The sequence below is a fragment of the Selenomonas sp. FC4001 genome (genome assembly GCF_000701565.1).
GTDB classification, from domain to species: Bacteria; Bacillota; Negativicutes; order Selenomonadales; family Selenomonadaceae; genus Selenomonas_A; species Selenomonas_A ruminantium_B.
In genome coordinates this window covers 348,843-361,618 of record NZ_JNJF01000004.1, presented here as the reverse complement: position 1 = coordinate 361,618, position 12,776 = coordinate 348,843, and the positions used below count along the sequence as shown (strand labels likewise).

The 12,776-nt window shown below is 48.5% G+C and carries 14 protein-coding genes; 12 read left to right on the top strand and 2 right to left on the bottom strand.

What is annotated here, in order from left to right:
* Nucleotides 1–150: 150 nt before the first annotated feature.
* Nucleotides 151–1,038, bottom strand: a complete 888-nt coding sequence (locus tag T320_RS01775) for an AraC family transcriptional regulator (protein ID WP_037352363.1) — start codon at nucleotides 1,036–1,038, stop codon at nucleotides 151–153.
* Nucleotides 1,039–1,291: 253 nt separating this feature from the next.
* On the opposite strand from T320_RS01775, the gene T320_RS01770 reads away from it, so the two are divergent.
* Entirely contained in the window at nucleotides 1,292–2,632 is a 1,341-nt protein-coding gene (locus tag T320_RS01770) for a glycoside-pentoside-hexuronide (GPH):cation symporter (RefSeq protein ID WP_037352360.1), read from the top strand.
* On the top strand, nucleotides 2,629–4,623 hold the full coding sequence (locus T320_RS01765; RefSeq protein ID WP_231465822.1) for a glycoside hydrolase family 127 protein: 1,995 nt from the start codon (nucleotides 2,629–2,631) through the stop codon (nucleotides 4,621–4,623). The genes T320_RS01770 and T320_RS01765 overlap by 4 nt, the downstream gene beginning before the upstream one ends.
* Nucleotides 4,624–4,696: 73 nt before the next feature.
* Here T320_RS01765 and T320_RS01760 read toward each other — a convergent pair whose 3' ends face one another.
* Nucleotides 4,697–5,320, bottom strand: a complete 624-nt coding sequence (locus tag T320_RS01760) for an ATP-binding protein (protein ID WP_037352357.1) — start codon at nucleotides 5,318–5,320, stop codon at nucleotides 4,697–4,699.
* A gap of 203 nt (nucleotides 5,321–5,523) precedes the next feature.
* Here T320_RS01760 and T320_RS01755 point away from each other — a divergent pair, with 203 nt between their 5' ends.
* The 10 genes from T320_RS01755 (at nucleotide 5,524) to T320_RS01725 (ending at nucleotide 12,734) form a co-directional block, all read left to right on the top strand.
* Nucleotides 5,524–6,066 (top strand): TlpA family protein disulfide reductase, encoded by a 543-nt coding sequence (locus T320_RS01755; RefSeq protein WP_081824745.1) that lies wholly within the window; start codon nucleotides 5,524–5,526, stop codon nucleotides 6,064–6,066.
* On the top strand, nucleotides 6,063–6,203 hold the full coding sequence (locus T320_RS15040; protein WP_037371639.1) for a CD1871A family CXXC motif-containing protein: 141 nt from the start codon (nucleotides 6,063–6,065) through the stop codon (nucleotides 6,201–6,203). Before T320_RS01755 ends, T320_RS15040 begins: the two co-directional genes overlap by 4 nt.
* A 4-nt stretch (nucleotides 6,204–6,207) precedes the next feature.
* Nucleotides 6,208–7,071: a 4Fe-4S binding protein gene (locus tag T320_RS01750; RefSeq protein WP_037352354.1), complete on the top strand. Its 864-nt coding sequence runs from the start codon at nucleotides 6,208–6,210 to the stop codon at nucleotides 7,069–7,071.
* A gap of 24 nt (nucleotides 7,072–7,095) precedes the next feature.
* Entirely contained in the window at nucleotides 7,096–7,257 is a 162-nt protein-coding gene (locus T320_RS14505; protein WP_155266720.1) for a hypothetical protein, read from the top strand.
* Nucleotides 7,258–7,423: 166 nt separating this feature from the next.
* The gene (locus T320_RS01745) at nucleotides 7,424–9,226 is read left to right on the top strand and encodes a UvrD-helicase domain-containing protein (protein WP_081824744.1); all 1,803 of its coding nucleotides are present in this window, start codon (nucleotides 7,424–7,426) and stop codon (nucleotides 9,224–9,226) included.
* Entirely contained in the window at nucleotides 9,219–9,365 is a 147-nt protein-coding gene (locus tag T320_RS14500; protein ID WP_156032692.1) for a hypothetical protein, read from the top strand. Before T320_RS01745 ends, T320_RS14500 begins: the two co-directional genes overlap by 8 nt.
* A 270-nt stretch (nucleotides 9,366–9,635) precedes the next feature.
* Nucleotides 9,636–10,514, top strand: coding sequence for an aldose 1-epimerase family protein (locus T320_RS01740; RefSeq protein WP_037352348.1), 879 nt, complete (start codon nucleotides 9,636–9,638; stop codon nucleotides 10,512–10,514).
* A gap of 108 nt (nucleotides 10,515–10,622) precedes the next feature.
* Complete coding sequence (gene ald, locus T320_RS01735) at nucleotides 10,623–11,747, top strand: alanine dehydrogenase (protein ID WP_037352345.1); 1,125 nt, start codon at nucleotides 10,623–10,625, stop codon at nucleotides 11,745–11,747.
* 29 nt (nucleotides 11,748–11,776) lie between these two features.
* Nucleotides 11,777–11,983: a hypothetical protein gene (locus T320_RS01730; RefSeq protein WP_037352342.1), complete on the top strand. Its 207-nt coding sequence runs from the start codon at nucleotides 11,777–11,779 to the stop codon at nucleotides 11,981–11,983.
* 196 nt (nucleotides 11,984–12,179) lie between these two features.
* Entirely contained in the window at nucleotides 12,180–12,734 is a 555-nt protein-coding gene (locus tag T320_RS01725) for a hypothetical protein (RefSeq protein WP_037352340.1), read from the top strand.
* Nucleotides 12,735–12,776: the final 42 nt, after the last annotated feature.

The following is a 12,776-nucleotide window of genomic DNA, read 5'->3' as shown; positions in this document are numbered from 1 at the left end:
ATTCATATGATGTATAATAATCTTTGTCACTTGGGGAAGTGATGACACATATGTCTTTTGATACAAGTGTGGGGAAGCTTTGCAGGTTAATTATGCATACGAAAAACGCAGGTCAGAGGCCTGCGTTTTTCGCGTATGTGGAAAGGTGGCTTATTGGGAATAAGTTTTATTCCGCCATTGGTGAGGTGTTACGCCGTAATGGCGTTTGAAAAGGCGGGCAAAGTATCCGCTGTCATTAAAGCCGTTTTCATAGGCGATTGTCTGGATGGAGGCGTTGCTGGCTGTGAGCATTTGCGCTGCCTTTTCCAGACGCAGCTGTTGGATAATCTGCCCAGGTGTTTTCTGGTAGCGTTTCTTGAGCAAGCGGATAACATAGGCCGGATGAAAAGAAAAGTGGTCAGCAATCTCATCCAGACGCAAATTTTCTCGGTAGTGGTCGTTCAAAAAGGCAAAGATTTCAGCAGCTGGATCATGAGGTTGTTTATCGAGGCTGGATTCTCCAATATAGGTCAGCAGGGTGAAGAAAAGCTGCTGAAGTTTCAGTTGCGGGATGGTGTTATCTGAGAAGCGCTTGCTGTTTTCCTTACGGTCAATGCGAACCTGTGTGATTTGCTCCATAATATCCAACATATTCGGCTGAAGCTCTTCCAGTATCGTGCCATATTGTGGCAATGATATGTGGAAGGGCTTTTTTTCAAATTGCTGGGAGCTTTTTTGGATGACGTTGGAATCGCGCACCGGCGATTCTGTGCAGGAAAAGGTTCCGGTAGTATAAAAATGCAGCCAATGAAAGACTGTTTCTGTGCGGCAGGCTTTTGTGCCGCGATGGAGCCGATTGGGAGGCAGAATCAGGAACTGTCCAGCTGAAACTGTAAAGTTCTGGCCGTTTTCTTCCATAAATAATTCGCCCTGATTAACATAAATCAGGTCAAAGGTATGGGGGAGGGTGCGTCGCAGGTGACGGTCACCGATGCGGAATGTGGACATACCGCCGACAATCAGGTAAGGAAGAGGTGGGCATGGGAATATCAGGTACATTTAGAATTGCCTCCAGTGGTTAATTTTATCCTATATAAGAAGTTGATTTATCAAGCTTTTTATGGTTTTGTTAGGATAATTATAACATGTTTTCTGCGATTTAGTCCAATTTTGTAGTATTCTATGGGATAATATTGTCCTATAATAGGTAAAGTGTCTGTCTATCCTCGAAAGTCAGATGCGCTTATAATAAGAGCATAGATGAAATGGACGCGTCAAAATCAATCTGTGAGAATCAGAAGGAGGAGTTTTAATGTCTGGAGATAAGGTCGCGGAGAAAACAGAACTGCGCAGCCGATTAAGCTATGCCCTTACTGATGGATGCGGGAATCTGCTGTATTGTATCATTGGTTCCTTCCTGCTTTATTTTTACACGGATGTGTTTGGTTTGTCCGTAGCGGTAACCGGTACACTGCTGCTGGCTACCAGATTACTGGACGCTATAGATGCTCCCTTGTGGGGATTTATCGTAGACCATACAAAGACGAAATACGGACAGAGCAGACCGTACTTCCTTTGGCTATGCGTGCCCTTTGCCGTGTTTATGTGGCTGACTTTTACGACGCCGGATTTAAGCGGTACGGCTAAGATAGCGTATGCGGCGGTTACCTATATTGCGGCTGGTGTTATTTACACGGGGATTCAAACGGCCATTACTTCAATTCTGCCGAATCTGTCCCATAACTCGGAGGAACGGGTGGTTCTTAACACCTTCCGCATGGTTGGCGGGAATGTAGGTGCTTTCATCTGCATGACCTTTACCCTGCCTTTGGTTGCTTACTTTGGTGGTGGCAATGACCAGCTGGGCTTTTCGATGACGCTGGCATTCTTCGGTGTCATTGCCGCGGTGCTTCTCTTTGTTGCTTTCCGTAATTTGCGGGAAGTAAACGTGGAAAAGATTAAACGCATTCCCATTAAGGACAGCATCAGGGCCATCAAAGGAAACTGGCCGTGGATGATTCTGGTGTTGGCGAATCTTATCTTCTGGATTGCTCTTACAATCCGCCAGTCCACGGTGGTTTACTACTGCCAGTATGTGCTGGGGGACAAGGGCATTGCCGCAATGATTAATGGTTTCATGGTCATTCAGGTACTGGGGATGCTTTCCATTCCCTTCCTGGTTCGTCATACCAGTAAGCATACCACGATGATTATTGGCTTTGTACTGGCCATTTTAGGTCATATCGGTATGTATTTTGCGGGTGCGGACTTATCCGTGCTGATTCCCTTCTGGTGCATAAGCTGCATTGGTCAGGGGATTGCCTGCTCCATGCCTTTTGCCATGCTTTCAGATACTGTGGATTATGGTGAGTGGAAAACCGGTATCCGGGCTAGCGGCTTTTTGACGGCAATTGGTAGTGCTTTTTGTATTAAGGCTGGTTCCGGTATCGGCGGTTTTATCCCCGCGATGGTTATGGATGCCTTTGGTTATGTGCCGAATGCAGTTCAGTCGGCCACGGCTTTGATGGGCATTCAGGTGGTATTTATCTGGCTGCCGGCGGCAATTTTTGCCGTAGGTATTGTTCCGATGCTTTTCTACAGTCACTATGAAGCGAAGGAGGAAGAGGTCTTGGAAGCCCTCGCACAGCAATGATGAAAACTTCAGCAGCAGTAAATCATACCGTATTAGAAGATAATGCGCAGGTAAAAGTTACGGATAAGTTTTGGCTGAACTATATGGAACTTATCCGCACGGAAATGCTCCCTTATCAGTGGCGGGTGCTCAATGACTTGGAAGACATTGAGATTGCCAAGGAGAGGGATGCAGATTATATTCCTTCGGAAAAGAGTCATGCAATCGAAAACTTTAAGATTGCCGCAGGCCGCAGTCAGGGACATCATTATGGCATGGTCTTTCAGGATAGTGATGTGTACAAATGGCTCGAAGCCGCTGCCTATACACTTGCCAGAGTGCCGGAGGACAAAAATCTTCGGGAAGCAGCAGATAGTGTGGTGGAACTCATTGCTGCAGCACAGGAAGATGATGGCTATTTAGGCACGTACTTTACCGTGGAGGCACCGGAGCGTAAATTCAAGCGGCTTTATCAGAGCCATGAACTTTATTGTGCCGGACACTTTATCGAGGCCGCCGTGGCTTATCACAAGGCAACAGGCAATCAGCTGGTATTGGATACGGCCTGCCGTCTGGCAGATTGTCTGGATCGGCATTTTGGTCCAGAGGAGCATAAGATTCACGGCTATGACGGCCATGAAGAAATCGAGCTGGCGCTGTTCCGTCTGTATGAAACTGTCGGCAATAAACGCTATCTGGAGCTGGGCAGGTATTTCCTCTATCAGCGGGGCAAAGACCCGGATTTCTTCCGGAAGCAGTGCCGGGCAGATGCGGATACTTCCGTGCTTATTGAGGGGATGGAAGGCTTCAAGGACAGTTACTACCAGAACCATAAGCCCATTCTAGAACAGGAAACAGCAGAAGGTCATGCCGTAAGGGTTATGTATATGTGCACGGGGATGGCCATGCTGGCACGACTGAAGAATGATGGAAAAATGCGTCAGGCGGCCCAGCGGCTTTGGAAGAATATTACCGAAAAGCGGATGTATATTACTGGGGCTGTGGGTTCAACGGTAATTGGGGAAGCCTTTACGGCAGACTATGATTTACCCAATGATTCCATGTATGGGGAAACCTGTGCATCTGTGGGCCTGATGTTCTTTGCTCATAATATGCTAAAGGATGAAGCTGGTCATGGTGCTTATGCGGATGTTATGGAAAGAGCCTTGTATAATACCGTCCTTTCCGGTATGGCGTTGGATGGCAGGCACTTCTTCTATGTAAATCCTTTGGAGGTTGTTCCGGAATTAAGCCGCAAAGACCCCGGCAAGAGTCATATCAAGACTACGCGGCAGGCCTGGTTCGGTTGTGCCTGCTGCCCTCCGAATCTGGCAAGATTAATCAGTTCCCTGGATGAATATATCTATTCGACAGCAGATGATACCATCTATGTGGATTTGTATGTGGGTTCAGAAGCGGAGCTGTCTCTGGCAGACAAAAAGGTTGCACTATCCATGACAAGCCAGTTCCCCTGGGAAGGAAATGTCGAGCTGACAACCAAAACGGATGGACGATATGGCATAGCCCTGCGAATTCCCTCTTGGGCTAAGAATTATAAGATTGCCGTAAATGGCAGCGTGGTCCATGAAGAAAAGCAGGATGGCTATGTAACGTTGCGGAGAAACTGGCATAAGGATGACAGGATTACGCTGGAAATTCCCATGGAGGCGACACTTTATCAGGCTGCACCGGAAGTGCGGGAAGATATTGGCAGGCTGGCCGTTCAGAGAGGACCGCTGGTATACTGTGCCGAATCCATTGATAATGGAGATGGCTTGGAACGCATTCGTCTGGTAGATGGCATGGAATTTACCTATGAATACAATGACAAGCTCTTTAGTGGGGCCGGCATACTGCATACGGATGCGGTAAGAGAGGCCAAGGGCAACAGATTGTATAGCCCTTATGGTAAACCGCGTTCCCTTCATAGACAGGAACTCAAACTGATTCCCTATTATTGCTGGGGCAATAGGGGCGAAAATGAAATGATGGTATGGCTATACCATAAATAAGTGACAAAGAGGCAAAAATACGCATAAGAAAACGCAGGCCGGCGGCCTGCGTTTTTGACGTAGAAGGTAAAATTTACGAAGCAGCTTTAATCGAATCGGTCAGGGAATCGAAATCACGCAGAATGAACGCGGAAGTCTTTTCATCGAAGCCATCGACAGCTTTGATATGGATTTTACGATTGTTATGCGAATCAAGTTCCATGTGAATCACTAAGTCAATGAGGTGGGGAACCTCGTTGAAGGAGGTTTTGGAAAGCAGGGCAAAGCGCATCAGGGCATGGTCTGCATCCGAGCAGGACGAGAGTCCGAAGTGCACGTTCTTGCGGCCTCGGCGCAGAGCAAGAAGCAAGGACTTTGAGGTTCCCTCTTCCAATTCGTTGATGACGATTCCAGTTTTGGCAGAGGCAAGGGCCTGGTTGAAGTCAGATATGGGAGAATTGAAGGTGAAAATCGGATGGATTTTCGCGGACTCCCGGAAGGAGAACTCATTAAAATTTTGCACCAGTGCAACATGTCCCCCCATGTGATGCAGTTCGTTGGCGATAGCGTTGAGGAAGGTTGTCTTGCCTACCCCAAGGTTTCCACAGACAATTATGTTCATCCTCTGCGAGAACGCATGGAATAAAACATCGCGCTGGGACGGCGTGATTACCCGTCTTCCTACATAGGAAGAGATCATATAGCTTGGTACTTTCAATTACACATGCTCCTTTATCAAAAGACCTACAATAAAGATGTTCCTAGTCTACCACAAAAGATTATAGGAGAAAAGTCCTTTTTGGCATTTTTGCAAATAAGTGCATAGCCTTTTCTTTTTGATGCAGGTATTTTGACGCTTGAAATTGAATTATATAACAGGAGATGTAATATTAAGGATGGTGAGTTAGAGGAGGAATTACTATGCACAAACTGTTTAGAATCCTATTGCTGTCGATGGTAGCATTTTCGAGTATTTTTCTAGCCTCGGGCTGTTCGGCTGAAAATGGCAAAGCCGCCCAAGAAACGGCAAACAGTAATAAGTTCCCGGCGTTCCAGACGGTAGATGTTGCTGGCAATACCGTTACGCAGGATATTTTCAAGGGCAAGAAAATAACGGTCGTAAATATCTGGGGAACCTTCTGCCCGCCCTGCATTGAAGAAATGCCGGAGCTGGGACGCTGGGCCAGGGAAATGCCGCAGGATGCGCAGATTATCGGCATTGTATGTGATGCCAGCGGCCCTAGTGACAAAGAAACAGCGGCAGCTGCTGTCAGAATCTTAAAAGATGCCAATGTCGGCTTTGTAAATATTCTGCCTGACGACAAAGTGTTAGAGTTCCTGTCAAATATCGAAGCCGTACCCACGACCATTTTCGTGGATTCGAATGGCAATATCATTGGCGAAAAGGTCATTGGTGCTGAGGTAGCGAAGTACAAAGAACAGGTTAAGAGGTATCTCAAGTGACTAGATTGGGCAAAATCCGCAGTCTGCTGCTGGCTCTGGCAGTCTGTTGCATACTGTGGGGGCTATGGCGTGGTGAGGCCCGGATAATTTTGCATAAGGCTGTGCGCGTGTGTATGGAATGTATAGGATTGGGGTGAGCTGATGAATATCACCCGTTCATGCAATCGCCGGTTTGTACAGCTCCTAGCGGCCGTGCTCACCAATCAGGAATTGCTGAACTTAACTTCCGGCAGGCTCTACAAGGGAAGTGCCAAGAATCTGTGCGCGCCGGGGCTCAATTGTTATTCCTGCCCCGCAGCCACTTTGTCCTGTCCTTTGGGGGCACTGCAGGCAGCCGGCGGGACAGCTGGTTATGGTTTCAGCTTTTATGTCGGCGGTTTTTTGCTGCTGCTCGGTGTGCTCTGGGGGCGGCTGGCCTGTGGCTTTCTCTGTCCCTTCGGCTTGCTGCAGGATTTGCTGAGCAAGCTGCCGGTGCAGAAAAGGAAGCTATTCCCGCTGCTGCGCTATGTCAAATACCTGCTGCTCGTGGTCTTTGTCCTGCTATTGCCAGTGGTGCTTCTCATGGTTAACGGTGTGGGAGCACCAGCCTTTTGCGAGTACATTTGCCCGGCAGGTACACTGGAGGCTGCTGTGCCATTGCTGTTGACGCATGCGGAGTATCGGCAGGCCATTGGCGGTTTGTTTGTCTTAAAGTCTGTGATATTGGTGGCGGTGCTCGTCGGCTGTCTGTTTATCAGCCGGTTTTTTTGTAAAATGCTTTGCCCGCTGGGAGCGATTTATGGTCTGCTGAATCGTGTCAGTATCTGCAGGCTGCATCTGGATGGAAAAAGCTGTGTATCCTGCGGCACTTGCCGCAAGGTCTGTCCCATGGATATTGACCCGGTGGCGCAGCTTCATTCTCCTGAGTGTATTCTGTGCGGTCAATGTGTTGAGGCCTGTCCGCAAAAAGCCCTGCATCTGGGGATTAAGGCGTCGGCCACTAAGACTGCTGCAGATACGCATTAAGATGAAAGATGGGGAGGTATATATATGAAGCAGAAAATCTGTGCCCTGCTGCTGGCGTTGCTGGTTATGGCTGCTGCTGTTCCAGCTATGGCGGCAGAGAGTGATAAGCCTGATAACAGCAATTATCAGCAAAGCGATGATGGCTGCAAGGATGGCGTATGCCCGTGGAAAAAGGGTGGAAAATAAGCGTTTCATGGTTTGAAAAAGGCGGCCTGCTGACTCGAAAGAGCCGGCAGGCCGCCTTTGTGGTAAATTTGACATGTCAAATGCGGGCGTTTGGCCGTAGACACGGAATTGCAAACAGGAGTATAATTATCGGATATGAGAATGAATAAGGAAACGAGAGAGAATAATGCGAGCATCGTCTGAACAGATAGAGATTATAAAAGCATCACAGGGACTGCAGCATGGTCAGGTTATGAAAATTGACGCCTGTGCCGGTTCGGGTAAGACTACCACTTTGGTGGCTGTGACCAATGCAAATCCGCAGAAGCGATTTTTGTATCTGGCCTTCAACCGCAGTATCGCCGATAAGGCCAATCAGGTATTCCCTGCCAATACCAGGGCTATGACTATGCATAGCATGGCGTACAGACATTTCTTCCATAGCGGGTCACGTCCGACGTTAGCAGCTATTAAAGCAGACATGCTCCATGAATGTTTTCCGAACAAGGAGAATTACGAACTTTATCTGCTGCTTAACCGGTATAAGGAATTCCTCATATCTGCGGAGCATGATTTTCCGGGCCGGGACGTAAAAAAGATTTTTGAGCTGGTGGCAGAAGGGACTTTGCCCATGCCGCATGACCATTATCTGAAACTTTTCCAGCTGCTTTCGCCGGAGGAGCAGGGATTGGGAAGATTGTACGACTGCATTCTGGTGGATGAGAGTCAGGACTGCAATCCTGTGACGCTCAGCATTATCAATCGGGCTTCCTGCAGCCGGATTTTTGTGGGGGATTCGCATCAGTCCATCTATGGCTTTCGCGGAGCGATCAATGCTTTGGCACGGCAGAAAGCCGATGTGACGCTTCAGCTGACGAATTCGTTCCGTGCGCGGCAGCCGATTTTGGACAAGGCGAATCTCTATATGAAGGTTTTCATGGACATGCTGTACGATGGACAAGTGCCGTATTATCCGATGAATTCCATGATTAATGAAGAGAAGCTGAAGAATAAGCAGACGGCCTGCATTACCCGGACAAATTCGTCACTGGTGGATTTGATTGATGAATACCGGGATACGCCAGCGCGAGTTTATCTGGTCAAGAAGCCCGAGGATATATTCAAGACGGCCATCGCGGTCAAGGAATTTCTCTTCGACCAGCGTCATGACTTTGTGGGTGAGTTCAAGTTCTTGAATCGTCTGCACGGCAAGGAGGAGCTGAAAGATTATGCAGACAGCACTGCGGATGTGGAAATACTGTCCGCAATGAAGATTGCAGAGAATTATGAGGATGATTTGTACGAACTCTTGGACATAGCCCGGCGCATGAACAATCCGGAAGCGCCAATCGTATTGACCAATGCGCATACCAGTAAAGGTTTGGAATGGCATACCGTAAGGCTGATGGATGATTTCCCGGATTTGGGGTTCCTCTATATGCGCTGCCGTTTCAATTCGGTGAAAATCAGGTCGGGCATGAGTCATTTAGAGCAGCAGGATGAACGGTTCAAGGATTTCATTCAGGAACTCAATCTTTATTATGTCGCGGTTACCAGAGCACAAATTAAACTGGTGGATATGACCGATAATGCTGCGTATCAAAGCCGGGAGGCAATCCTCAATCATCTGGATGAATGTGAGGCAGCAGTTCGGAAGGCTAAGGACAGGCGCAAGCTGCAAAAGGATAGCGCGCAGGAAAGAGCCTGGGAGTCTAAAACTGCTCATAAGCACCATAAAACTACGGAACTTAGGATGTGGGAGACCGAGCGGGATACGATGCTGAATCGCATGCGGAAAAACATCAAGGACTGTGCGGTTTCTGCCAATAATTTCAAGGACTTCAAGAATCTGCTCGCGCTGGGCGGCATATTGCTGCAGAAAAGGAAAAGCGGCTGGGCGTATGTAGATTTCTATGGCAGAGGGATAACGGACGAAAGACTGGGCAAGGAGTTTACCAAGGATGCTATCATGGAACTGTTGAATGGCTGAACTTTTTAGAGCAGCTTTGGTGAAAAATTTTTTTACAGCTTGTAATGAAAGTGCTCAAGAATCGTATGTAATAGCAAAGGATGAAGGATATACGATATTTGGAAGGAGCGATTGTCATGAAGGAAGCAAAGAAAATTAAATTTGTCAAAAAACTGCTTAAAAAGGCTGCTGATAAATGCCCGGTGTTCCCTGTGCTGATTATGCCACAGCCCAGCTTCCCATGTCTGGAGCCGATTCCCCCATTCAAAAAATAGTGCAGGTGCATAAGGGACATCCATTGCGCATGCCTTGAAATAAAAAAGCCCTGACTGGTACTTGGGGAAAGTCCAGTCAGGGCTTTTGGGATAGAGCGAAACATTTTTACATATAAGCAGCATATATGATACTATAGTATCGAGGTGAACAAAGTATGCTGTATAGTTTAGAAAATGACAAATTGTGTGTGCAGGTGCGCAGTTATGGTGCGGAGCTGCGTTCTATTAAGGAACGCGCAGATGAGACGGAGTATCTTTGGGATGGCAATCCGCAGTGGTGGAAGTATAGTTCTCCGGTGCTGTTCCCCATTGTCGGCAAATTGCAGGATGGGAAGTATCGTGTGAACGGCACAGAATATGAACTGCCGGGACATGGATTCGGACGTATCTCTGAGTATCAGCTGGTGGAGCGCCGTCAGGATTATATAGAATTTGCTTTGAAATGGTCAGAAGATACACTGGCCAGCTATCCGTGGAAGTTTCAGCTGAATGTGGCGTATGCTTTGAAAGATAACACCGTTGAAGTCATCTGGAAGGTGCAGAATCTGGATGACAGGGAAATGGTCTATTCCATCGGTGCTCATACGGCTTTCCGCTGTCCGTTGGTGCAGGGGGAAGAATTCAGTGACTGCTATCTGACGTTCAATCAGCAGGAAGATAACGTCAATATGCCGCTTAACAGCAAGGGACAGTTCCTGAAAGAGCAGGGAGAGGCACGCTTGCAGGGTGAGCAGCTCGCGCTAAATTATGGGATGTTTGCCGGGGATGCTTTAGCTTATAAGGGCTTGAAGTCAGATGTCGTAACCATTTGCTCCCATAAGAGTGACAAGAAGGTTTCGATGGAGGCCAAGGATTTCCCGTTCTGGGGCTTCTGGACGCCTGCGCAGGGCGGGGCTCCGTTCCTTTGTCTGGAACCCTGGCAGGGACATGCTGATTATGAAGGCTATAATGGCGAGTTCGCAGACCGTGAAGGCAGCCTGAAACTTGAACCGGGCAAAACGCAGAGCTTCCATTACACCATCCGGATAGGCTGAGGTTTTTGAATCTCGAAGAACCGTTTGAATTGGAGAAGCAGGCAGGAATTTCAGGGCAAAGAGGCGAATGATTAACTGAATGATGATTTGCGGTGAGGAGGGATTAACATGATTATCGGTGTGTCTAAAGAAATCAAGAACAATGAAAATCGTGTGGGGCTGACGCCTGCAGGGGCAGAGGCTCTGGTAAAGGCAGGGCACAAAGTGCTGGTCGAAACGGGCAGCGGCCTGGGGAGTGGTTTTGCTGACGAAGACTACACGGCTGTAGGAGCAGAGCTTATTTCGGATAAGAAGCAGCTGTTTGATACGTCAGAGATGATTGTCAAGGTAAAGGAACCGCTGCCGTCTGAGTATGACCTGTTCCATGAGGGACAGCTGCTCTTTACCTATCTCCATCTGGCCGCAGAACCGGAACTCACAGAGGCACTGCTGAAACATAAGGTTACCTCCGTTGCTTATGAGACGGTGGTGGGCCGGGATGGCAGGTCACTTCCCTTGCTCGCACCGATGAGTGAGATTGCGGGCCGCATGTCGGTACAAATCGGCGCGCAGTTCCTCGAGAGCCGTTATGGCGGCGCAGGTGTTCTGCTGGGCGGTGTCAGCGGTGTAGCTCCGGCGCAGGTGGTAATCATTGGCGGCGGTGTCGTGGGCACCAATGCGGCTAAGATGGCCGTCGGCCTGGGGGCAAGAGTGACGATTATTGACTTGTCAATTGAGCGGCTCCGCTATTTGGATGATGTTTTTGGCGGCCGTGTAGCCACGGTAAGTTCCAACAGTTATAATATTGCCCAGTGGGTACGGGAGGCAGACCTTCTCATTGGCGCCGTGCTGGTGCCTGGTGCCAAAACGCCGCAGCTGGTCACGGAAGATATGATAAAGACCATGAAGCAGGGCTCTGTCGTGGTGGATGTCGCCATTGACCAAGGCGGCAGCATTGCTACCTGTGACCATGTGACCACCCATGAGAATCCGACCTTTGTGAAGCATGGTGTGCTGCATTATTCCGTGGCCAATATTCCCGGGGCTGTAGCCAGAACTTCTACGCTGGCGCTTACCAATGCAACGCTGCCCTATGCGCTGACGCTGGCAGGAAAAGGCTGGCGTGAGGCCTGCAGGCAGAATGCCGGTCTGGCGCAGGGGCTTAACACCGTGGATGGCAAGATAACCAATCAGCCGGTGTCTGAAGCACTGGGCTTGGAATATGTGGATAAGGCCGTTTATCTGGAGAGCTGATTATTTCTGTCTAGGAGGAAGAGCACATCATGAAAGACCTGCATCGAGCCGTAGATGTAATGCATCATCCGTATCAGTATTCCGATTTGGATTTGGAGCAAGCCCTGGAGGCGATTCAGGAAAGCCAGCTAAAGCCTTTTTACAAGGAATACTATAAAAGGTTGTATAAACGCATCTTGCAGTGCAAGGCAAAGAATGAAGATGTCGAGGAAATGATAGGGTATTTTGGTGGTTAAAGGCCTAGATTGATAAGAAAAATGAGCATGCACGAGATATTTTACTGGTATTTGGCGGCTCTGGTGTATCTGCATTGGAAATAAAATCTTACTGCACATGGCAGAAACGCTGTGTGCAGTTTTTCTGTTCTGGCGATTAGGCGCATCGGCAGGAAAGCAGCCTGTTTATGGCGAAATATTCCATGAGGTGATAACCATGGATAAATATGCAATGGAACGTGCCCGTGGCTGTATGACGGCAGCAGGGATGTTTTTTCAGCAGGGAGCAGAAGATATTTCCCAGACCATTGAATTGGGGTTGCGGACGACGGACGAACCGGAAACGATTTATGAAACCTGCATTAAGCGTTCAACGGCCAACAAGAGTGTTCTGGCGATGGCTTCGTTGATTATTTACTTTCTCGTGCGGGATGGGGTTAAGGTGAAGAAGGCTTGTATGTCTGCCTGGAAGGTGGCGGATAAGTTCAAAGACCCCATCATCCAATCCATATCCAGTGCGCTGACGGCGGCGGAAAAGCCCAAGAGCCGTGGCAAACTGGTGGCAGGTTTCCTGACTTCTAATGATTTGAAGGACAAGCTGAGTTTGGCGATTTATCTCAATGTGGCCATTGTGGAGGATTCCTTCCATGCCCGCATGGTGGAACTGACGAAGCAGCCGGACAATGAAACCCGCATCATGGGAGCAGCTTTTGCCGGAGCGGTTTACGGCCTCAAAGAGGTAAATGCCGAAAGCAAGTTAAAGAAAGCATGACAGATGCCATCATAGTGATGATGGCTGTCAGCAAAAAAACAA